Genomic DNA, 21527 nt, shown 5'->3' with positions numbered 1-21527 from the left:
CTGCCGACGATCCCGCCGCCTCCTTGGTTTCATGGGGAAGGCACTCGATGGATCAGACCCGGCGGGCAGTGCATCAACCGGCACGGCCGACATTTTCCGAACTGTTCACGCCGAAGCTGGTGACGGTGCTGCGCGAGGGCTATACGCTCGCGCACTTCAAGGCGGATGCCATCGCCGGGCTGACTGTCGCCATCGTGGCGCTGCCGCTGTCGATGGCAATTGCCATTGCTTCAGGCGTGACGCCGGAGCGCGGGCTCTACACCTCGATCATTGGCGGCTTCCTGGTCTCGGCGCTTGGCGGCAGCCGTTTCCAGATCGGCGGCCCGGCCGGCGCCTTCATTGTGCTGGTGGCTGCGACGGTGGCGCGAGTTGGCGTCGACGGCTTGCTGCTGGCGACGATGATGGCCGGCCTGTTCCTGCTTGCCATCGGCTATCTCGGGCTTGGCACCTACATCAAGTTCATCCCCTATCCGGTGACCGTCGGCTTCACCGCCGGCATCGCCGTCATCATCTTCTCCGGCCAGATCGTCGAACTCTTCGGGCTGAAGCTCGCCGGCAAGGAACCGGGGCCGCTGGTGCCCAAGCTGATGGCCATCGGCGAGGCGGCCGGAACGATCAACCTCGCCGCAACCGCGGTGGCGGCACTGACCATCATCACCATTGCGCTGTTGAAGCGGTTTCGGCCGAAGTGGCCGGCCATGCTGATTGCCATCGGGCTGGCATCACTCGTCGTGGCATTGCTCGCCATGCCGGCCGAAACGATCGGCACGCGCTTCGGCGGCATCCCGCGCAGCCTGCAATGGCCGGCCTTCCCGCCGCTCAGCCTCGACAGGATAATCGACGTGCTGCCGGACGCCATCGCCTTTGCGCTGCTCGGGGCGATCGAATCGCTGCTGTCGGCCGTCGTCGCTGACGGCATGACCGGAAGGCGGCATCGCTCCAATTGCGAGTTGGTGGCGCAGGGCTTCGCCAATATCGCCTCCGCCTTGTTCGGCGGTATCTGCACCACCGGCACCATTGCACGCACCGCGACCAATGTACGGGCCGGCGCGCATGGACCGGTCTCAGGCATGATGCACTCGGCCATCCTGCTTGCCCTGATGCTGGTGGCGGCACCGCTGGCCAGCTATATCCCGCTTGCGGCACTTGCCGGCGTGCTGGCGGTGGTGTGCTGGAACATGTTCGAGAAACAGGCCTTCGCCACCTTGCTGCGCGCCTCGCGCGGCGATGCGCTGGTACTGCTGGCGACGTTCCTGATCGTCATCTTCCGCGACCTGACCGAAGGCATCGTCGTCGGTTTTGCGCTGGGCTCGATGCTGTTCATCGACCGCATGGCCAAGAGCATCGCGGTGGAGGCGGACCATCAATCCTTGGTCCAGGAAGACGTTGCCGACCGCGCCAGCGCTTATGATTCCAGCGAGGCGAGCGATGCCGATACCGTCGTCTACCGGATATCGGGCGCCTTTTTCTTCGGCGCCGCCTCGACCGTCGGCACGGTGCTGGACCGCATCGCCGACCAGCGCAGGAACTTCATCCTCGACTGTTCGGCGGTGCCGTTCTTCGATTCGACGGCGGCCAATGTTATTGAGGGCGCGGCCCACAAGGCCAAGCGCGCCGGCGTTCGCTTCATTATCTCAGGCGCTTCACCGCAGACACGCCGCATGCTGATCAACCACGGCGTCAAGCGGCCGCTGGTGACTTATGCCGCCTCGATCACGGATGCGCGGGCGCAGCTGAAGAAAGCCGCGCCCGCCGCCTGAGCCGATGGCTGGCTTAGTCGAGGCCTAATGCCGCGATCTCTCCGTCGTTCATCAGCGGCACGAAGATTGTCGACTTGCCGTCGGTGCCGATGTCGGCGCTGCCCGGCTTGAACGTCGCAACCGCTTGCGGCGTGCCGCCGGCTTTGTAGCTGTAGAGCGTGCCGGTCATATACGCGGTGGCGTAAACGCTGCCGCCGATGGCGACGACGCCATCGAGGTTAGCGAACTTTTCTGCGCCGGGCAGTGACGCAATTGCCTTGGTGGCGAGATCGACCGAGAGCAGGCCGCCCGGCTCCGCGGTGCTGAAATCGGGCTTGATGCCCTTGCCCCACGAAGCGACGATCAGCCGGCCGCCATCGGCGAAGATGCCATTCGGCGAAGCAAGCGCCGCATCCCTAACGAACAGTTCGGGCCGGTCGCCGTCGATGCGATAGATCGTATCGGCAAGCATATCAGTGACGTAGACCTTGCCGGACGCGTCGGCGGTCACGTCGTTGAGGAAGACCGCGTTCGGCACGTCGATCGTCGATGTTAGCTTGCCGCTTGCGAGATCGACGACGCGCACATGGGTGAGGTCGGCGACGTAGAGTTTGCCGTCGGCAATCGCCATGCCCTTGGGCGCGTCCATGCCGTCGGTCCAATGTTGCGTAACCATCTTGCCGTCCACAGACAGGACCGACAGGTATCCATTGCCGTCGGCGTCGCCGGGATTGCCAACGATATTGGAGATGATGATGCGTTTGCCGGCGGCATCGAACAGCGCCGATTCCGGTTGCTCAAGCCCGGTAGCGCGCCAGAGTTCGGCCGCCTGAACTGCCGGCGCGGCGGCGATGCCGACCAGGGCGAGAAGTATCGAGGTGAAGAGGCTCTTCATGGCTAGTCTCCTGTAATGGAATGGGGGAGAGCTAGGCCTTTCGATACTTTTCGGGAAGATGTATCGGGACTAGTACCGAAGGCTGATACCAAATCGCGTAAAAGAGGTGCATCCCATGAACGGCCCGATCTTCGAAGCGCTGAAGCGGACGCTTAAGGCCAAGGGCGTGACCTACCGTGTCCTTGCCGAGCGGATGAGCGTTTCCGAGCCGACGGTGAAGCGCATCTTCCATGAGCGCAACTGCAAGCTCGACCGGCTGATCGAGATCTGCGATGCCGCCGGCGTGGAGTTGGAGAACGTGCTCGGCTCGATGAACAGGGGACCGGGACCTGCCAACCGGATCGCGCCGGAGATCGAGCGCAGGCTCGCCGGGCGGCCGGCACTGCTGTTCGTATTCGTCATGCTTTCCGAGAAATTCACGCCAGAAGGCATCATGCGCTCACAAGGGTTGAGCGAGGCTTCGATGTTCCTCTATCTGCGCGACCTCGAGGAACTCGGCCTGGTCGCGCTTGGTGGCGGCCTGTCGGCAAGGCTGCTGGTCGAGGCGCCGATCCAGTGGAATTTCGACGGGCCATTGCGGCCGCTGTTCGAGATGACCAACAAGAATTTCATCGGCTGGGCCATCACCCATCTTGAGCGCGAGGCGACATTCGTCAGCTTCTCCAGGCGGATGCGGCCGGAAACGGCGGAAATGGTCAGGCGCGAGGCGGAGGAATTGGCGGAGCGCGCCAAATTGCTTGCTCATCACGACCAGCACACGACGCCCGAAGACGGGCTGGTCGGCTACAAATGGACGTTTGCGTTCGGCGCAACGCCGTTCCCGGTGATCATGCCGATCGGGCCACATCCGCGCGACGCAGGCGCGCGGACGGACAATCGAGTTGCGGCCGCCGCAAACGGACGACGTCTGCCGGCCTAGGTCAAATCACGGAACGACTGAGGTCGGATTCTTGGGTTTAGGCTGCTGTCCTCCACAGACGCCTTGTAAGCCGCGAAGACTAGGCAGGCGCGCCGAAAACTAGGCAAGCGGCGCCTATAAATTGGGTGACCGTACCGATGTGCATGGACATCGGCTTGCGTAGGGTGAGCCTGTGATTATCCAGGCTGCTTTGCAGTCCGGGGCCGGCGTCAGGAGGTGCGCACGGGACACCGGCCAGTAATTTATGCATCGCTTCGCAGGTTACGGGAGCACGTCGCGAAGCCGTCGCATTCGTTGACCGCAATGCAAACCTGAACGCTCTTTCGTGGCGTTGTTTCTTCATCACGGCGGTGTCTCCCAAATTGATGGCGCTGCCGATCAAGGAGGTCGTGACCATGAGCGCGCTCTTAAGGGCATGCTTGCCTTGCGTCCTAAGCGTGATCCTGGCGGCGACACTTGCCGCGTCCGCGGACGAGCCGGAGCTTAGAGGACCCAATGCCGATCCAGGCTCAGGATTGCCGCCGTTGGTCCTGCCTTATATCGAATTGCTCAGCGCACCCGGTGTAGTAGCATCAGCGACGCTTGCCGCGCCCGCGGGCGACTCGGAGCTTATGGGACCCGATCCCGCCCGGCCCGGCATCCAATTGCCCGGCGCACCTGGTGCTCTTGCTCCCATGAAGATGTCTGACCGCTCGCAGCCGGCCGCGCTAATGGCAATAGCGGTATGGCTTTCGTCTGAACTCGGCCTTCCGTCGATCGAAGAGCCCCCGGCGGTAAGCTTCGTACCTGCGCGCAGGATGGCAGGTTTGCGGTTTCGCGACGTGGCGGCGGATCGCTGGAACAGCAGCCCCAATTTTGCCAGTCCGGACAATGTTGGCAAGCAGCCCACTGTTATTGCTATCTACGATGACGAAGCACGGACTATCTTCTTGCCGGAGGGCTGGACAGGCGGCACCCCGGCGGAGCTGTCGGTACTTGTGCATGAGTTGGTCCATCACGTCCAAACCGTGGCCGGGCTGAAGTTTGCATGCGCGGAAGAACGCGAGAAGGCGGCCTTTGAGGCGCAAGAGCGGTGGCTTGCCTTGTTCGGCAGCGACCTTCTGAAGGAATTTGAGCTCGATCCTTTCACGCTGTTGGTTCGCACGAACTGCCTGTATTGATGCTGAAGCCGCTTCGGGGGCAGCCAGTCTGACTGAGCTTCTTACCCAGAGTATCGGCCGCAAAACCGGTTCTCGGAGGGCCCCATGCTCAAACCACAAGATCGAGCGGCTATCCGGCGGTCTTCGTCTCCGGAGCGGCCGCGACCGCCTTGTCATCCCAGACCATCTGCCGGTAGTCGAAGCCGTATTCCAGCGTCGGCTTGACGATGCGGAAATAGGGCGACAGGTCGAAGTCGCGCGGCGTGTAGAGCGAGTGATGGCGGATGTGCAGGATTTCCTTGCGCGAATAGCTCGACTGGGCCGAGGCACGGCCAGGCGCGCGGGTAATCTCCGGCAGGATCGGGTAGCGGATCCGGCCATAGGCCTCGGCAATCAGCGAAGAGCAGATGGCGCGCGTCGGGTCGCCGGAACCGAAAGCCAGCATGCGGCGGCGCCAGCGCACCGGCACCGGCGGCGTCGGCAAGAAGTAGCGCAGCATGTCGAATATGTTCTTGAGATCGTATCTGAGACCCAGCCTGCCGATCATGAAGGCGACGACCGCTTCGCGATCGTCGGGAGCCAGGCCGCTCGCCCGGCAGATGCGGGTGTTGTAGCTGCGGTAGCGCGACAGCGGCACGGCGATGCAGCCATCGCCGAGCGTGACCTCGATCAGGCGCCGCCGTTCCGACCCGTCCTCGGGCTCCGGCAATGCATCGCCGACATAAAAGGCGGCATGCGACCAGGTCGACTGGGTGAGGTATTTGATCGCCGCCGAGATCTTCTGGTTGCCTTCGATGAGCAGGATGTCGCCGGGCTCGAGCGTGCGGCGTAGCGTTTCGGCGTCCGACGGCGTGTAAGGCTCGTAGCCGGACGATTCCTCCTGCAGCCGGCCGGCAAGCCAGCGGCCAAGTCGGTCCAGAAGCGTGTCGCCGGGCTCGGTCATGCCAGACGGCGATTACCACAGGGCGACAAATTAGACCATGATCAGCCCACGCCAGGCGCGCCGGCGTCTTCGTGCGGTACCGCTATGAGATCCTCGCGCACCTTACGGGCGAGCTTCCTCGTCGAGCGCTTCGGACTGTCGCCGAAAAGCTCGGCCGCCTCGGCGAGGCAGGTTTTTTTCAGGCCCTTTTCCGAGCGCTTCAGCAGCTTGCCAAGCAACCGCGTCTCCTCAGCGGGGCCAAGCGGCTGGTCCTCGGCATCGAGAAGCGCGCGCATGACGAGCACATCGTGCAGTTCGCCGAGCCGCTCGCCCAGTTCGTCGACGGCCTTGCGCCGCGTCTTGATCGGCGTCGGCCACAGCCTGCCGAGCAGCGACAGATGCATGCCATGCGTCTTGGCCGCCTTGCGCAGATCGTGAAAATCATCGGCCGCGCCGCGCGAAGCGGCCTTGTCCAGCGCTTTCCTGGCGCGGCGCAAAGTGATGCGCGCGCCTTCGGCGAGCACGTCGGCAGCCTGCTCCGGCTGGTCGGGCAAAGCGAGCTTGTCGATGCGGACGACACCTTCCTCGCAAGCGGCAACCGCCGCGCCTATCGCAGCGTCGAGGCCCGCTCCGACATGCAGCTCATGCTGGCGCGCGACGAGCCTGTCGCGGACGGCACCGAGACCGCCGCCGGCACTTTGCTCGGGAAAGCTTGCCGCCAGCCGGTCGATTGTTTCGACCAGCGCAGTCGCCTCACGCGGACCGGCAAGCAGGGCCGCCACCTGGCGGTAGCACTGATTCTCGGTCACGCAGAATGTTTCGTCCCCGGAACGAACTAGGCGCAGTAAAGCGCGGACGTTTTTCAACCGCTTGCGGCACTTGTGCAGCGCCTGTTCGGGCCTGTCATGCGCCGCGTCCAGATGAACGAGCGCCCTGCCGATCTCCTCGGCGAGGATGCGCCTGACCTCGCCGGTCAGCGACATGCGCGGATCGATACGAAAGCTCATGCGACGATCTCCGGAATCCCCCCAAGGGCGAGCGACGCGTTGTAAAATCTCGGCTCGCCGGTGACTTCGCGGCCGAGCCAATCTGGCAGCATTTCGTCCGGTACATCCTCCTGCGTCTCGAGCTCGGCGATCACCAACCCCGCAAGCGTCCCGCCGAAGACATCGACTTCGTAGAGATAGCCGCGGTGTCTAACATGGTGGCGTGTCTTCTCGATGACACGTCCGATGGCAAAGGCCTGCATCTCTTGCGCCTCCGCCAAAGGCACCGGATATTCGAATTCATCGCGCTCGCGGGCCTGGCTGCCGAACTTGAGCGTCAGCTTGGCAGCGGCATCATTGCTGATGCGCACACGCACCGTGCGGGTAGGCTCGGCGACAAGATAGAATTGACGGATATGAATGTCCGCCTTGACCATTCCCCGCCATTCCTCACCTGAGACCAGGAATTTACGCTCGATTTCCTTGCCCATGGCGAGGCACTAAAGCGCGCACGGCCAGAGTTGGCAAGCCGCTTGACCGCAGTTGACTTTAATCATTCGATTGATTAAAGTATAGACCATGATCAAATCGGCCAGTGCCAGCGGCCTTCCTCATGAAGCGCCCAAGACTGCCGCGGATATGACGCGGACGGCCCTCGTGCGCGCGGCGCTGAAGCTGTTCGGACGCCAGGGTTTCGACGGCACGTCGACGCGCCAGATCGCGGCTGAGGCCAAGGCCAATATCGGCTCGATCGCCTATCATTTCGGCGGCAAGGAAGGGCTCCGCAACGCGGCGGCCGACTACATCGTAGACACCATCCAGACCATTGCGGGCCAGGCGATCGGCAATCTGCAAGCGCCGCCCGCGGCATTGGCGGACACCGAGGCCGCGCGGGCACATTTAGCCGTCGCACTGGAGCGGATGGTCGCCTTCATCGCGGCAAGGCCGGAAGCCGGCGAGATTGTACAGTTCGTCCTGCGTGAGCTGTCGCATCCAACCGCCGCGCTCGACCGTATCTATGACGGCGTGTTCGAACCGGCGCATCACCGGCTCTGCCTGATCTGGGAACAGTCGACGGGCGAGCCGGCCGAGAGCGAGCGCACTAAACTCACCGTATTCACGCTGATTGGCCAGGTCGTCTATTTCCGCATCGGCCGCGAGGCGGTTATGCGCCGGATGGGCTGGCGCGAGATCGGCGATGACGAGGCCGGCAAGATCGCGGCAACAGTAACCGACAATCTCAGCGCGATTTTAGCTCGGCGCGATTTGGCTGTCCGGAAGGATCGTGGATCATGAGCCTGCTCTGTTCTTTGCCGCTTGCCGCCCAGCTTTTCAGCGCCTGCGCGCCGGCAGCACCGCTCGCCGTCGGCTACGTCGAGGGCGATTATGTGCTGCTGGCGCCGATCGAGGTGGCCCAGGTCGAGACGATTGCGGTCAAGCGCGGCGACCGCGTAGCGCCCGGCACGCCGGTGGTGACGCTGGAAAACGCCGACGCCAAGATCGCCATCGCGCAGGCCGAGGCGGCCCTCGCGCAGGCCCAGGCGCAACTTGCCGACCTGCAGGTCGGCAAGCGGCCGGAAGAGATTGCAGTGCTCAGGGCGCAGGTCGACATGGCCAAAGCGCAGGCCGCCGACGCCAAACGCAGATACAGCCGCGCCAGCGATCTGTTCAAACGCGGCACCGGCACGCAGGCCGATTATGATACGGCTTCCGCGGCGCTGGAGACGGCCAACGCGCAGGTCGGCCAGGCGGAAGCCAATCTCGCTGTCGGCGACCTGCCGGCACGGCCGGAGACGATCAAGGCCGCCGACAATCAGGTCAGGCAGGCGCAATCGGCGCTGGAGCAAGCGCAATGGCGACTGTCGAAGCGTGTGCTCACGGCGCCCTCGCCCGGCAGGGTCAACGATGTCATCCGCTATCCCGGCGATACAGCCGGGCCGACCGCGCCGGTCATCTCCATACTGCCGGACGGCGCAGTGAAGCTCAGCGTCTATGTGCCGGAAAGCGCGTTCTCCTCGGTCGAGGTCGGCACGCTGCTCAACGTCCATTGCGATGGTTGCGGATCGGGCGTGAAGGCACGCGTCAGCTATGTGTCGCCGGATCCGGAATTCACGCCGCCGGTGATCTACTCGCTCGAGACCCGGCAAAAGCTGGTCTATCTGGTCGAAGCGCGGCCGGAAGGCGACGCCAGCGCATTGCAGCCCGGGCAGATCGTCGACGTCGATCTGGCGGACATCGGAAAATGAACGTCATCGACGTGCACGGCCTGGTCAAACGCTTCGGCGACAAGACTGTCGTCGACCATGTGACGATGACCGTGGCCGAGGGCGAGATCGTCGGCTTCCTCGGGCCGAACGGCTCGGGCAAAACGACGACCATCCGCATCATGTGCGGCTTGCTGACGCCCGATGAGGGTGAAGGCACGGTTCTGGGCTTCAACATCCGCACCGACAGCCTGCGGATCAAGCGCGAAGTCGGCTACATGACGCAGAGATTCTCGTTCTACGAAGACCTCACCATCGGCGAGAATCTCGAATTCGTGGCACGGCTCTACCGGCTGAAGCCGCTCGACGAACATGTGGCCAAGACGCTTGAGGAGCTCGGCCTGACATCACGCAGAAACCAACTGGCCGGCACCTTGTCCGGCGGCTGGAAGCAGCGGCTGGCGCTGGCCGCCTGCATCATGCACAAGCCGAAACTGCTGCTGCTCGACGAACCGACGGCTGGCGTCGACCCGAAGGCGCGGCGCGAATTCTGGGACGAGATCCACCGGCTGGCGAGCGGCGGGCTGACCGTGCTGGTCTCCACCCATTACATGGACGAGGCCGAGCGCTGCCACCGCATCAGCTACATCTCCTATGGCAAGATGCTGGCCACCGGCACGGTTGAGGACGTGGTGAGGAATGCCGGGCTGACCACCTTCGTCCTGCAAGGGCCGCGGCTCGATCAGGTCGCTGCCGCACTTCATGGCCGCCCAGGCGTCGACCAGGTGGCGCCGTTCGGCGCGACGCTGCATGTAGTCGGCTCCGACAGGACGGCGCTTCAGGCAGCGCTCGCCGACGTCGAGAAAGACCACAAGGGCGTCAGGGTCTCGCCCGGCGAGACCAGCCTGGAGGATGTGTTCATCCAGTTCATGTCCGGTTCGAAGGACAATATGGGATGAAGAACGGGATAAACAGCGTCTTTTCCTTCGCCAGGCTCGGTGCGCTGCTGATCAAGGAGTTCATCCAGATGCGGCGCGACCGCATCACCTTCGCCATGATGCTGGGCGTGCCGCTGATGCAGCTGGTGCTGTTCGGCTATGCCATCAACAACGATCCGAAGAGCCTGCCGGCAGCGCTGGTGGCGATGAGCAGCGATCCTTACACGCGAGCCATGGTTTCGGCGCTGCAGACCACCGGCTATTACCGCTTCGACCATGTCGCGCAAAGTGCCGCCGAAGCCGAATTCCTGATGGCGCGCGGCGACGTTGCCTTCGTCGTCACCATTCCCGCCGATTTCGCCCGACGGGTCGAGCGTGGCGACAGCCCGCAGATCCTGATCGAGGCGGATGCGACCGACCCGGCCGTCGCCAGCGGCGCCATCTCGACGCTCGGCACCGTTGCCAACCAGGCGCTGCTCAGGGCGCGCGGCATGCAGGAGACAGCGGCCGAAGCTGCCCGGGGCCAGCTCCAGGTCGTAGTGCACCGGCGCTACAATCCGGAAGCCGTATCGCAATACAACATCGTGCCCGGCCTGCTCGGCGTCATCCTGCAGATGACGATGGTAATGATGACCTCGATCGCGCTGACGCGTGAGACCGAGCGCGGCACGATGGAGAACCTTCTGGCGATGCCGTCCAGCCCGCTCGAGATCATGCTGGGTAAGGTGCTGCCGTATCTGGCGGTCGGCGCCGTGCAGGTGCTGGTGGTGCTGGCGGCATCGAAGCTTCTGTTCGCCATCCCCTTCACCGGATCGATGTCGCTGCTGTTGACGGCCGTCCTGATCTTCGTGCTGGCGCTGGTGCTGCTCGGCTATACGATCTCGACGATTGCCCGCACGCAGATGCAGGCACTGCAGCTCACCTTCTTCTTCTTCCTGCCGTCGATCATGCTGTCCGGTTTCATGTTCCCCTATCGCGGCATGCCGGACTGGGCGCAGATTTTCGGCGAGGTGCTGCCGCTGACGCATTTCCTGCGCATCATCCGCGCGGTGATGCTGAAGGGCGCCGAGCTGCCGGCGGTGGCAACGGAGATCGGCTGGCTGGTGGTGTTCGTGGCGCTGTTCGCCGGCGTGGCGCTGGTGCGGTTCCGCCGGACGTTGGATTAGGGTCGAACTCGATCCGCTTGTGCAAATGACCGAGATTCACACCGGCTTGGCCTGACCCGGGACCGGCGCCAATTCAGGCGCATTGAGCCCTTCGAAGGGATCGCGCCAGGCGTCGATTTCTTCAAGCTGCCGATACCAGCGACCGACAGAAGGATAATCATCGAGCGGCAATCGGGCGACGTCGTTGAAGGGCAGAAACGTCGCCATTCGAAAGTCGGCATAGGAAACCGAACTTCCGACCAGCCAGTCTCGCTCGGAAAGCTCGGCATCAAGTATTGCGGCGGCGGTGCTGAAGTCGCTCAGGCCCTCCTCAACCCGCGCCTGATCGATCGGGCCGAGCCCATAGCGCTGTTTGGTCCCGCGTTCGAAATGCACGACGTCGCAGGCTCTTGCGAAGTTCTCTTTGCCCCAACTCAGCCATCGGATCATCTCGGGCTCGTCGTCGCCGGTGCGCCAGAAATGCGAATGCGTGTCGCGTGAAAACCGGCAGGCTATGGCGTCGGCCTCCCAGAGGCTTTTTCCCAAGCCCACAAGGATAGGCAATGAAAGATTTGGATTGAGCGGCCGAAAGCGCTCGGCCTGCCCCGGAGCGAAGGGAGAGGCGAATTCGAACTCGACCTTGGCTTTGAGATACCGTGCCACCGCGACCGCGAGGCGAGGATTGGGATTGCGGCTGAAGAACAGTTTCATTGATCTCAGTCTTTGAAGGGTACCGGTTCGACCGGGCGCAACGGACGCTCAAGCACCTCGAATCGGCACATGACCTGGAACTGGTTGCTATCCTAGCCGGCAGCAATGATCTCGGCATAGGTGCTGAGATCGACATTGCCACCGGAGAGCACCACGGCAATGCATTTCCCGGCAAGGTCGATCTCGCCTGACGACAGCGCGGCCAAGCCGACGCAACCGCCAGGTTCGACGACCAGCTTCAGGCAAGCCATGGCATCGCGCATCGCCTGTGCCACCGCCTTGTCGGAAACGGTGATGGCGCCGGCGAGATTCTTGCGGTTGATCTCGAAAGTGATCGCGCCCGGCTCGGCGACGAGAAGGGCATCGCAGATCGAGGTGTGGCCGGGCGCGTTCGACACCCTGGCGCCTTTGATCAGCGAGCGGCGTGTGTCATCGAAATGCTCGGGTTCCACGGCCCAGACGGCGGTGCCCGGTGAGGCGTCCTTGACCGCGATCGAAATGCCGCTGCTCAAGCCGCCACCGCCGCAGGGAACGACTACCGCATCCAGGCTGACGCCAAGCGCGCTTGCTTGGCGCATCAATTCGAGGCCGATCGTGCCCTGGCCGGCGATGATGGCCGGATCGTCGTAGGGCGGCACCAGGACCATGCCCCTTTCCACGTAAGAACGGACGACGGCAGTGCGATCGTCGCGGACCCGGTCGAAGGTGATCACTTCCGCGCCCATCTTCCTGACATTGCCGACTTTCATCGCCGGCGCATCGGTGGGCATGGCGATGACGGCCTTGACGCCGAACATCGCCGCTGCGGCGGCAACGCCTTGCGCGTGATTACCCGACGAGAAGGCGACGACGCCGCCAGCGCGTTCTTCCGCCGAGAGCGAGGAGAGCTTGTTGTATGCACCGCGGAACTTGAAGGAGCCGGTGCGCTGCAACGTCTCGGGCTTGAACAGGATCCTGGCGCCGAAGCGCTTGTTCAGCTCCGGCGATTCGATCAGCGGCGTTTCGACGATCAGGCCGGACAATCGCGCTGCTGCGCTGCGGATATCGGCGATGCCGGGAGGGGTGGTCATGGCGAGGTCCTGCAAGAAATGAGACCGCCTATGGTGCACGGAAAGGGAGGCCGCGCACCAATGAAAAAATGTGACGGTTACAATTTGTCTTGCAGGCAGGAGAGGAGCGTGCCTGCCACCTGCCGCCTCCTCGTCTCTCCGCCATGCGGTCGTCGCTTCAATCGACAAATCGTTGCCGATTGACCGGCTTGGCCGCCGCTCCTCACCCCAACAGCGTCTTTTGCCGTTTGGGACCGCCCATCTTACGCCAGGTGTTGAAGCGGTGGGTGGCGGCGGCGAAGGAGATCTTCATCTGCTGGGCGACCGAATAGCGCGACTTGCCCTCGTCGAACAGGCGATAGCAGCACTCGACACCCTCCTCAGTCAACTTGCCATCGCGAGCCTTGTTGTGCGGATTGGCGGGATCGAATTTTTCGACCTGCTGCTCGACCAGGCCTTTCAGGCGCTGCAGATCCGCCTCGATGTTGGCGATCAGGTCGAGGACTGGTTTGGGATCAAACGGCTGCTGTTTTTCCGGCATCTGCGGGTTCCTTTCTCTTGGTTCAGATTCGGTTATATAAGTGAACGTTCACCGATAGCAAACGACGACCTGCTCGGGGTTTCGAAATCTGTAGCTTTTGAGCATGAGTGGAGCACGCACGATTGACCGGCGACGTGCAAGGTCATAGTTTAGAACTATTCTAAACTAGGGTGAATTTCTCATGCTTTCCCGCGTTTTCGGCCTCGGCCGCCGTTCCTTTGAATCGCTCTCGGAACAGGAGATCCTGGCGCTCGCCATCTCCTCCGAGGAGGATGACGGGCGCATCTATCGCGCCTATGCCGACGGGCTGGCGGAAAGCTTTCCGCAATCGGCCAAAGTGTTCGAAGAGATGGCGGAGGAAGAGGACGGCCATCGCGATTCACTGATCGAGCTTTACCGCAAGCGTTTCGGCGAGCGGATACCGCTGATCCGGCGCGAACATGTGAAGGGTTATTACGAGCGCAAACCGGACTGGCTGGTGAGGCCGCTCGGCGTCGATCATGTGCGCAGCCAAGCCGAGGCCATGGAGCGGCAGGCCTACCTGTTCTATGTCGAGGCGGCCAAGCGCACAGGCGATGCGTCGACGCGAAAGCTGCTCGACGATCTGGCGATCGCAGAACAGGGCCACGAGACACTGGCGCAGCGGCTCGAACAAAAGCATGTGCCGGGCGCGGTCAAGGACGAAGAGGCGGCGGCCGAGCAGCGCCAGTTCATCCTGACCTACGTACAACCGGGGCTGGCGGGGCTGATGGATGGGTCGGTGTCAACACTGGCGCCGATCTTTGCCGCCGCCTTTGCCACGCACGACACGTTCCAGACCTTTCTGGTCGGGCTTGCTGCCTCGATCGGCGCCGGCATCTCGATGGGTTTCACCGAAGTGGCCTCCGACGACGGTAAGTTGTCGGGCCGCGGCTCGCCGGCAAAACGCGGTCTGACCGTCGGCGTCATGACAACGCTGGGCGGGCTCGGCCATGCGCTGCCCTATCTCATCCCGCTTTTCTGGACGGCGACCATTGTCGCCGCCGTGGTGGTTTTCTTCGAGCTGTGGGCGATCGCCTTCGTGCAGAACCGCTATATGCAGACGCCATTCTGGCGCGCCGCCTTCCAGGTGGTGCTGGGTGGCGCGCTGGTGTTTGCGGCAGGGGTGCTGATCGGGAATGCATAGCAGCCCCTATCCGTTCACCACCCGGCTGTCTGCTGGCGCCTCGGCGCGTTCGGTCAGGCCGTAGTCGCGCACGACGTGGGCGATGCGCAAACGATAGTCGGCAAAGATACCGCCGCGCCCGGCTTTCTGGGCCTGCCGATGTTCCTGCGTGTTGCGCCAGGCCTTCACCGCTTCCTCGTCGCGCCAGAAGGACAGCGACAGGATGCGGTTCGGATCGGCAAGGCTCTGGAAGCGCTCGATCGACAGGAAACCGTCGATGCCGTCGAGCAGCGGCCGCAGGTCGGCGGCGATGCCGAGGTAGGCTTCGCGCTTGCCCGCCGCCGGCTCGACCTCGAAGATGACGGCGATCATGGCTTCACCAAAGGACCATGCGGCGCGGAGGCCAGCTTGAGGAAGATGCGATCCTCCTTCAGGATGAATTTTTCCCGCCGGGCGAACTCGTAATTCGCCTTGCCGGCGGGATCGGCGGCGAGCCGGGCGCGGTAGACTTCGTAGGCCGCAAGACTGTCGATGTTGTAGGCGGCATAAGCCGTGGTGGCCGAGCCTTCGTGCGGCGCGAAATAGCCGATCAGATCGGCGCCGCAGCGCGGGATCGCCTGCCCCCAATTGCGGGCATATTCCTCGAACGCCGCCTTGCCGAACGGATCGATCTCGTAGCGGATGAAGCAGGTAATGGTCATTTTCGCCTCCTTGGCGGGTGGATGTTTCTTGCGACCACAGTTCGAGCCGGGTCGAAACGTTCCGAAGATCGATATGCTAGGCAATCCCTCGCTGATCATGCCTGCCAGAAGGATTTCGCGTATTCGCGACGGACGTCTTCGGGTGTCAGGCCAAGGTCACGCAGCAGATGATCGTCGATTTCGGCGAGATCGAGGCGCTGCGAATGACGGTCGTACCACCGCTTCAGGAGCCACAGCCGCAAGCGGCGCAAGACAATTAACGGGAACGGCCGGCGAGCAGGCGCGGCGCTGAGAATGGTCCTTGCAGGCATCGTCGTCTCCTTGATTTGCATCGAGATTAATGCTTGTCTGACGAGGATGCTTCGATGAGGAACGAACTATGCGCGAAGGCCCTGACATAGCCCGCATTGCCAGCCTGGTCGGCGATCCGGCGCGGGCAAACATGCTGTCCGCACTGATGGGCGGCACAGCACTGACGGCGAGCGAACTGGCACTCGAAGCCGGCGTGTCGCTTCCGACAGCGAGCTCCCATCTATCGAAGCTGATGGAAGGCGGGCTGCTGACGCTGGCGAGCCAGGGACGGCACCGCTATTACGGCCTCGCCGGCCCGCAGGTGGCAGGAATGATCGAAGCCATCACCGGCGTCGCTGCTGCTGTCGGGCCGCAGAGGGTGCGACCCGGCCCTCGCGACGCGGCCATGCGCGTGGCGCGGGTCTGCTACGACCACCTCGCCGGCGAGCAGGCGGTGGCGATGCTGGACCGTCTTGTCGCTCGACAAGTGCTCCTGCGCGACGACAAGGAGATCCAGCTTGGGCCGTCGGCCGCCTCGCATTTCGCCGCGATCGGCATCGACATCCATACCAAAGCGCGGCGACCGGTGTGCCGGGCGTGCCTCGACTGGAGCGTGCGGCGTTCGCACCTTGCCGGCACGCTGGGCGCCGCCATTCTCGACAAGATCCTCGCCGAGAAATGGGCGCGGCGCGAGAAGGACAGCCGTGCCGTGATCTTTTCACCGGCAGGCAAGCAGGCCTTCGAGAAAACGTTTCTCGCCTGACAGATCGCTTCGACGCGCTAGTACGCATTCGTCGTTTCACGGAAACGCCGAACCGCTCTGTCTTTTTGTTTTGACGCAATTCCGGACGGAAAACCTTTTCATACTTTTCCTGGAATTGCTTTAAAGCGCGTCGCGTTCGACCGGCCTCATGCGATGCGCTTTAGGTCCTTGTTTTGATGCATGTCGTTATCGCAAAACCGCTGCACACTTTTGCGCGACATGCACTAGTCGCGCTTGAGCAGCTTGGCCTGCTTGAAAAAATCCGCCCAGGGGTCGGCTTGCCCGAGCCGCTTCAGCGTCGTCTTGTCGCCGATCGGAAAGGCGTTGGGCGGCAATCCGGCCTCGATCTCCGCCCAGGTCACCGGCATCGATACCGTGGCGCCCTTTTTGGCGCGCGACGAATAGGGGGCGACGGTGGTGGCGCCGCGGCCGTTGCGCAGATAATCGACGAAAATCCTGCCCGTGCGTGCCTTCTTCGACAGCGTCGCCGTGTAGCGGTCGGGTGCGGCCTGTTCGAGCGCTCGGGCGAACTCATGGGCGAAGCCCTTGACCTCGTCCCAATCCGCCGACGGCTTCAGCGGCACGACGACGTGGTAGCCCTTGCCGCCCGAGGTCTTGACGAAATTCGGCAGGGACAGTTCGTCGAGCCGGCCGCGGATCTCGAGTGCCGCCGCGCGCACCGCCTTCACGTCGACGCCCTCGTCGGGATCGAGATCGAAGATGATCTGGTCGGGCTTTTCCAGCTCGTCGGTGGTCGAGCCCCAAATATGGATCTCGACGACGCCCAGTTGCACCAGTGCCACGAGACCGTCGAAATCGCGGATGAACAATATCTCCTCGCCGTCGGTCGGATCCTTCATCACGGCGATCTTGTCGTGCATGCCGGCCGAGGCATGCTTCTGGAAGAAGCGTTGGCCGCCGACACCGTCCGGCGCCCGCACGAGGCTGAGCGGCCGGTTGATGACGAACTGCTTCATGCGCGGCCAGACCAGCGCGTAGTGATCGACCAGATCCTGCTTCGATACGTTCTCCTCGGGCCACAGAAGCTTGTCAGGGCGGGACAGCGTAACCGAGGTTTTCGCCGCGCCTGCGGTTTTGGCGGGCTTTGGCTTCGGCTCTGCCGTGGCTGAGCGTGCTTTCGGTTTCTCCTGCACGACTTCCTCCGCCGGCTTGTCCTCGCGTAATCCCTGGAAGGACGCGTGGCGTATTATACGGTCCGACGTCCAACTGCGAAACTCCACTTCGCCGACAAGTTCGGGCTTGACCCAGACCAGCCCCTTGCCTCTTGGCACCGCGCTGTCGAAGGGCGAGGTTGTCGTCTTCAGCGCATCAAGCCTTTTCTTCAGCTCGTTGGTGCCTTTGGCCGTGAAGCCGGTGCCGACGCGGCCGGCATAGCGCAGCTTGCCGCCCTCGTGATAGCCGACCAGCAGCGAGCGCAGGCCACGCCCGGTCTTGTCCGACGGCGTGTAGCCGCCGATGACGAATTCCTGGCGCGCCGTGCATTTCGACTTCACCCACGAGGGAACACGGCCGCTGCGGTAGGGTGCATCGGCACGCTTGGAGACGACGCCTTCGAGGCCCAGGCGGCAAGCATGCTCCAGCATGATCTTGCCGGGCTCGGCAAAGTGGTCGCTGAAGCGCACGGCCTGCTCTTCGGTCTGTCCGGCGAGCAGGCTGCGCAGCCTTTCCTTGCGCTCGACCAGCGGCTCGGAACGGATGTCTTGACCATTGAGCTGCAACAGGTCGAAGACATAGTAGATGAAACGGTCCGTACGGCCCGCCGACAGATCTTGCTGAAGCAGCGAAAAGGACGACACGCCATTATCCGCCAGCACGACGATTTCGCCGTCGATGACGGCATCGGTACATTTCAGGCCGCCAAGTGCCGCGACAATTGAGCCACCGAATTTGTCGGTCCAGTCGAGGCCGGTGCGTGTCAAAAGCCGCACCTCGGTACCGGCAAGCTGCGCCTGCATGCGATAGCCGTCGAACTTCACCTCATGCAGCCAGTCCTTACCGGGCGGGGCGTCCCGCTCCAGCGTGGCGAGCGCCGGCTCGACGAATTCGAGCCGCCTTGCCGCGACAGCCTTCGCTTTGCCGGCGGCCGGCCTGTCGGACTGCCAGACGCTTGGCTTCTTGCCGTCGGCGGTCTTGCCTTCGCCGACGTCCTCGATGGTCAGGCCGGATTTCACCGATTGCGGCGCCTCCTGCAAAATGTCCTCACCGGGACGCGCGGCGGCATCGTCGGACTTGATCAGCAGCCAGTTGTCGCGTTTTTCGCCGGGCCGCGGCTTCAGCCGCACCAGATGCCAGGCGCCATGCAATTTGTGGCCATGCAGTTCGAAATTGATATGGCCTTTCTTCATCCCTTTGGCAGGGTCGCCTTCGGGGACCCACGTGCCTTCGTCCCAGACAATGACCGAGCCGCCGCCATATTGGCCCTTGGGGATTGTGCCTTCGAACGGCGCATAGTCGAACGGGTGGTCCTCGACATGCACGGCGAGCCGCTTCTCATGCGGGTCGAGGCTCGGGCCTCGCGTCACCGCCCAGCTCCACAGCACGCCGCCATGCTCAAGGCGAAGGTCGTAGTGAAGCCTGGTGGCGGCATGCTTGTGGACGACGAAGATGCCACCCGGCACGGCTTTCTTGCCGCGCGCGAGCTTACCGGCCGGTTCGGCGGTCTTCTTGAAATCGCGCTTGGCGTGATATTGCTCGAGGCCGGCCATGGTCTGATCCTAAGCCGATTTGCGCCGGGCGGCTTTGGACTTGGCGCCTTTTGCCGGGCGTCTGGCCTTTGCCGGCGGGCTGGCCTCCGACGAAAGGCTCTTCTTCAGTGCATCGAAGAGATTGACGACGTTGGAGGGTCGCGGTTCTGCCTTGGTCTTCGGTGCCTTCTTGCCGGCCTTCTTGGCGCGGACCAACTCGATCAGCGCGTTTTCGTATTTGTCCTCGAATTCGGAAGGATCGAACTTCGCCTGTTTCTCATCGACAATGTGTTCGGCCAGCCTGATCATCTCGGCGTCGGTCGTCACCGGCTTAATGTCGCCGAACACCATCTCCGGCCTGCGCACCGTATCGCCATAGCGCAGCGTCGTCAGCAGCAGGCCCTTGCCCAGCGGCTCGATGACCACCGGACGCTCGCGGCGGTAGAGCACGATGCGGGCAAGGCCCGCCGTCTTCTTGGCGGCCATGGCGTCGCGGATGACGGCAAAAGCCTCTTCCGAGACATCGTCCGCAGGCGTCACATAATAGGGCGTGTCGAGATAGATCTGCTGGATCGAAGATTTTTCGATGAACCCGTCGAGGCTCATCGTATGCGAGGATTCGATCTGGACGGCTTCGATCTCCTCCTCCTCGATTTGGACGAAGTCGCCGTCGCCGATCTCGTAGCCCTTGATCTCGTCGCCTTCATCGAGCGGCTTGCCGCTTGCCGAATCGACATAGACGCGCTTGACAGTGTTGCCAGTCTTGCGGTTGAGCACGCGGAACGAAACTTTTTCGGCCTGGGTGACGCCATTGGTCACTTCGACCGCGCAGGTGACCAGCGAAAGCTTGAGATACCCTCTCCAGGCGGGGCGCGGCGCCATGACAAACTCCCTGCGCGACAACGTTCAACCGAGAACGGGCAAAGTCCGTTCCGGTTCCGGCGGCGCAAAAGGCAAGTCCGGGCTTTCGGCCCAGCCTTGCCTGAACTCCATTCTCGATCGCGGCCCTACTCGGCGGCTTGCAAGTTGATCTTGCTTTCCGCCATCTCGGTAAGCTTGCGGTCGGTTGCCTGTTCCTCCTTGAGGTTGTTGGCCAACACATTGGCGCAGTCGCTGCGGCCCAGTTGCTTGGCCCAGGCAATCAAGGTGCCGTAACGGGTCATCTCATAATGCTCGACCGCCTGGGCGGACGCGATCAGTGCAGCGTCGAGGACCTCCTTGTCGGCGATGTCGCCGCTGACCTCATCGGCCTCTTCGAGAATGCCATCGATGGCCGGGCAGTCGACTTCCTTGGCCTTCACGCCGTGCAGCTCGAACACCTGCTCGACACGCTGAATATGACCCTTGGTCTGGGCGAGATGCTTCTCAAAGCCGGCTTTCAACTGCGGATCACTCGCCTTGTCGATCATCTTCGGCAGCGATTTCTCGATCTGTTTCTCGGCGTAATAAATGTCGCGCAGCGTGTGCACGAAGAGATCGTCGAGTGTTTTGATGTCCTTCGAAAAGAAGCCCATGGCCTTTGCCTTTCCATTGCTCTTGCTGTTTCGGATTTTTGGCTGCGGCTCCAGCCGGAAGCTGCAGCCCGCGCAGCCGGTTCGTCCCGGCACTGGGAAATCAACGTGCGGCTGACGGGCGGGTTCCTGGTTTTTCGACCACGTGCACGGAAATTTCGCCGTGGCAGCAAAAGTGAAACAAACGCGCGCCTCGGCGACATTCAGGCGAAACATATGTGATGCAAAAGTCACACTGGGCGAAATGCCGACGGACAGCACGGAAACACCGCGAATCAGCCGCATTGCAGCCATGAACAAAGGCATTTTCGACCAGAGATTAACATCGCGTTCACCGACTATTCACGCCTGGACGCTATGATCCCCGCAATTCGGAAGGGACATCCGAAACGGGACAGGGACCGAGTAAAATGAGCTTCTGGAATCAAATCGCCGGCTATGCCGCCGCCATTCGCGAATTCGTCGCGCCGACCTATCGGCCCGAGCGCTATTACATGCGCGGCCCAGGCCCCGCCTGCGCGCGCCGTGGCAACACGCTTGGGATCAGCGTGCACTGATGATGACCAGGGAAAGCCGTCACGACAGCCGTATCTGCCGGCCTGACGCCGACAACCGGTCAACGACCTATCGCGCCGAGCGCCCTGCGCTGACCGACAGACGGCGGGCGACAACGCCAAGCCTCTAACATTCCGGGCTTTGATCCAGCCGCCGGCAGGCTTAGTGTCGCCTGACACCAGCTGCCGGGCGCCACGTGATCGTCAAGCCGAACCATTCTCCTGAGCCGCCAGAATTCGAATCAAGTCGCCCGTTGATCGTATTCGACGGCGTCTGCGTGTTGTGCTCGGGTTTTGTGCGGACGGTGGTAAAGCTCGACCGCAAGGGCCACTTCCATTTCGTAACGGCGCAATCGCCGCTCGGCGAGATGCTGTTCAAGAAATACGGGCTGCAGACGGATCGCTACGAGACCAATCTCGTCATCGTCGATGGCGCGGCTTTCACACGCCTGGACAGTTTCGTTGCCGTCATGGCCGAACTCGGCTGGCCATGGCGAGCGGCGCGGATCCTGCTGTTGTTGCCGCGCCCGCTTCGCGACTGGCTCTACGATCGCATCGCAAAGAACCGCTACGCCCTGTTCGGCAAGAAGGACAATTGTGAAATCCCTTCCGCCGAGGTGAGGGCAAGATTGATCGGCTAGGCTCATCGCCGTGGCCGGGAGCGGCGCGG

General features: G+C 62.9%; 24 protein-coding genes. 11 read left to right on the top strand and 13 right to left on the bottom strand.

The genetic code is table 11. The features are described from left to right. The first annotated feature begins 47 nt into the window (after positions 1-47). Positions 48-1760 carry a SulP family inorganic anion transporter gene (locus NKH71_RS24170; RefSeq protein WP_352858775.1) on the top strand — a complete coding sequence of 571 codons (1713 nt, stop codon included), beginning with the start codon at positions 48-50 and terminating at the stop codon, positions 1758-1760. Between the two features lie 13 nt (positions 1761-1773). On the opposite strand, the gene NKH71_RS24165 is transcribed toward NKH71_RS24170, so the two are convergent. Further along, on the bottom strand, positions 1774-2634 hold the full coding sequence (locus NKH71_RS24165) for an SMP-30/gluconolactonase/LRE family protein (protein ID WP_352851348.1): 861 nt from the start codon (positions 2632-2634) through the stop codon (positions 1774-1776). Between the two features lie 115 nt (positions 2635-2749). On the opposite strand from NKH71_RS24165, the gene NKH71_RS24160 reads away from it, so the two are divergent. Then, a complete protein-coding gene (locus NKH71_RS24160) occupies positions 2750-3553 on the top strand; it encodes a helix-turn-helix domain-containing protein (protein WP_352895369.1) in 804 nt (267 codons plus the stop codon). A 365-nt stretch (positions 3554-3918) separates the two neighbouring features. Further along, a complete protein-coding gene (locus NKH71_RS24155) occupies positions 3919-4713 on the top strand; it encodes a DUF6647 family protein (RefSeq protein WP_156948065.1) in 795 nt (264 codons plus the stop codon). 109 nt (positions 4714-4822) lie between these two features. On the opposite strand, the gene NKH71_RS24150 is transcribed toward NKH71_RS24155, so the two are convergent. Genes NKH71_RS24150 through NKH71_RS24140 form a run of 3 tightly spaced genes read right to left on the bottom strand, consistent with a single transcriptional unit; the run spans position 4823 to position 7091 of the window. Then, positions 4823-5635: a C40 family peptidase gene (locus NKH71_RS24150; RefSeq protein ID WP_352789088.1), complete on the bottom strand. Its 813-nt coding sequence runs from the start codon at positions 5633-5635 to the stop codon at positions 4823-4825. A gap of 41 nt (positions 5636-5676) precedes the next feature. Next, positions 5677-6621 carry a CHAD domain-containing protein gene (locus NKH71_RS24145; RefSeq protein ID WP_023718868.1) on the bottom strand — a complete coding sequence of 315 codons (945 nt, stop codon included), beginning with the start codon at positions 6619-6621 and terminating at the stop codon, positions 5677-5679. Beyond that, complete coding sequence (locus tag NKH71_RS24140) at positions 6618-7091, bottom strand: CYTH domain-containing protein (protein WP_023718867.1); 474 nt, start codon at positions 7089-7091, stop codon at positions 6618-6620. Before NKH71_RS24140 ends, NKH71_RS24145 begins: the two co-directional genes overlap by 4 nt. An 88-nt stretch (positions 7092-7179) precedes the next feature. Here NKH71_RS24140 and NKH71_RS24135 point away from each other — a divergent pair, with 88 nt between their 5' ends. Genes NKH71_RS24135 through NKH71_RS24120 form a run of 4 tightly spaced genes read left to right on the top strand, consistent with a single transcriptional unit; the run spans position 7180 to position 10908 of the window. Then, the gene (locus NKH71_RS24135; RefSeq protein WP_502900414.1) at positions 7180-7896 is read left to right on the top strand and encodes a CerR family C-terminal domain-containing protein; all 717 of its coding nucleotides are present in this window, start codon (positions 7180-7182) and stop codon (positions 7894-7896) included. Continuing rightward, a complete protein-coding gene (locus NKH71_RS24130; protein ID WP_352895368.1) occupies positions 7893-8846 on the top strand; it encodes an HlyD family secretion protein in 954 nt (317 codons plus the stop codon). Before NKH71_RS24135 ends, NKH71_RS24130 begins: the two co-directional genes overlap by 4 nt. After that, the gene (locus tag NKH71_RS24125) at positions 8843-9763 is read left to right on the top strand and encodes an ABC transporter ATP-binding protein (RefSeq protein WP_023718864.1); all 921 of its coding nucleotides are present in this window, start codon (positions 8843-8845) and stop codon (positions 9761-9763) included. Before NKH71_RS24130 ends, NKH71_RS24125 begins: the two co-directional genes overlap by 4 nt. Positions 9764-9771: 8 nt before the next feature. After that, positions 9772-10908 carry an ABC transporter permease gene (locus NKH71_RS24120; RefSeq protein WP_023718863.1) on the top strand — a complete coding sequence of 379 codons (1137 nt, stop codon included), beginning with the start codon at positions 9772-9774 and terminating at the stop codon, positions 10906-10908. 36 nt (positions 10909-10944) lie between these two features. Here the strand turns inward: NKH71_RS24120 and NKH71_RS24115 are convergent, their stop codons facing one another. The 3 genes from NKH71_RS24115 to NKH71_RS24105 form a co-directional block, all read right to left on the bottom strand. Next, positions 10945-11598, bottom strand: a complete 654-nt coding sequence (locus tag NKH71_RS24115) for a glutathione S-transferase family protein (protein WP_352495448.1) — start codon at positions 11596-11598, stop codon at positions 10945-10947. Positions 11599-11690: 92 nt separating this feature from the next. After that, positions 11691-12668: a threonine/serine dehydratase family protein gene (locus NKH71_RS24110; protein WP_352495447.1), complete on the bottom strand. Its 978-nt coding sequence runs from the start codon at positions 12666-12668 to the stop codon at positions 11691-11693. Between the two features lie 202 nt (positions 12669-12870). Next, the gene (locus tag NKH71_RS24105; RefSeq protein ID WP_352895367.1) at positions 12871-13188 is read right to left on the bottom strand and encodes a hypothetical protein; all 318 of its coding nucleotides are present in this window, start codon (positions 13186-13188) and stop codon (positions 12871-12873) included. A gap of 181 nt (positions 13189-13369) precedes the next feature. Here NKH71_RS24105 and mbfA point away from each other — a divergent pair, with 181 nt between their 5' ends. Beyond that, positions 13370-14353: an iron exporter MbfA gene (mbfA, locus tag NKH71_RS24100; RefSeq protein WP_023718859.1), complete on the top strand. Its 984-nt coding sequence runs from the start codon at positions 13370-13372 to the stop codon at positions 14351-14353. Positions 14354-14359: 6 nt separating this feature from the next. Here the strand turns inward: mbfA and NKH71_RS24095 are convergent, their stop codons facing one another. The 3 genes from NKH71_RS24095 to NKH71_RS24085 form a co-directional block, all read right to left on the bottom strand. Then, positions 14360-14704, bottom strand: a complete 345-nt coding sequence (locus NKH71_RS24095) for an antibiotic biosynthesis monooxygenase family protein (protein WP_023718858.1) — start codon at positions 14702-14704, stop codon at positions 14360-14362. Next, entirely contained in the window at positions 14701-15033 is a 333-nt protein-coding gene (locus NKH71_RS24090) for an NIPSNAP family protein (RefSeq protein WP_023718857.1), read from the bottom strand. Before NKH71_RS24090 ends, NKH71_RS24095 begins: the two co-directional genes overlap by 4 nt. A 95-nt stretch (positions 15034-15128) precedes the next feature. Continuing rightward, positions 15129-15344: a DUF1127 domain-containing protein gene (locus NKH71_RS24085; RefSeq protein WP_352481378.1), complete on the bottom strand. Its 216-nt coding sequence runs from the start codon at positions 15342-15344 to the stop codon at positions 15129-15131. A gap of 68 nt (positions 15345-15412) precedes the next feature. Between NKH71_RS24085 and NKH71_RS24080 the strand changes: the two genes are divergently transcribed. Then, a complete protein-coding gene (locus NKH71_RS24080) occupies positions 15413-16087 on the top strand; it encodes an ArsR/SmtB family transcription factor (RefSeq protein WP_352789094.1) in 675 nt (224 codons plus the stop codon). Between the two features lie 224 nt (positions 16088-16311). On the opposite strand, the gene ligD is transcribed toward NKH71_RS24080, so the two are convergent. The 3 genes from ligD to NKH71_RS24065 all read right to left on the bottom strand — a co-directional run bounded on the left by ligD (position 16312) and on the right by NKH71_RS24065 (position 20306). Then, positions 16312-18813, bottom strand: a complete 2502-nt coding sequence (ligD, locus tag NKH71_RS24075) for a DNA ligase D (RefSeq protein WP_352789096.1) — start codon at positions 18811-18813, stop codon at positions 16312-16314. Between the two features lie 9 nt (positions 18814-18822). After that, positions 18823-19674 carry a non-homologous end joining protein Ku gene (gene ku, locus NKH71_RS24070; protein WP_352789099.1) on the bottom strand — a complete coding sequence of 284 codons (852 nt, stop codon included), beginning with the start codon at positions 19672-19674 and terminating at the stop codon, positions 18823-18825. Between the two features lie 125 nt (positions 19675-19799). Then, a complete protein-coding gene (locus NKH71_RS24065) occupies positions 19800-20306 on the bottom strand; it encodes a YciE/YciF ferroxidase family protein (RefSeq protein WP_023718852.1) in 507 nt (168 codons plus the stop codon). A gap of 407 nt (positions 20307-20713) precedes the next feature. Here NKH71_RS24065 and NKH71_RS24060 point away from each other — a divergent pair, with 407 nt between their 5' ends. Together NKH71_RS24060 and NKH71_RS24055 are read left to right on the top strand one after the other, a co-directional pair. Then, complete coding sequence (locus NKH71_RS24060; protein ID WP_023718851.1) at positions 20714-20860, top strand: hypothetical protein; 147 nt, start codon at positions 20714-20716, stop codon at positions 20858-20860. A gap of 251 nt (positions 20861-21111) precedes the next feature. Beyond that, positions 21112-21498: a thiol-disulfide oxidoreductase DCC family protein gene (locus NKH71_RS24055; protein WP_352481375.1), complete on the top strand. Its 387-nt coding sequence runs from the start codon at positions 21112-21114 to the stop codon at positions 21496-21498. Positions 21499-21527: the final 29 nt, after the last annotated feature.

It is taken from the genome of Mesorhizobium sp. M0983 (assembly GCF_040318975.1).
Classification (GTDB): Bacteria; Pseudomonadota; Alphaproteobacteria; order Rhizobiales; family Rhizobiaceae; genus Mesorhizobium.
The sequence above is the reverse complement of the archived record's forward strand: the minus strand, read 5'-3'. Positions and strand labels throughout refer to the sequence as shown.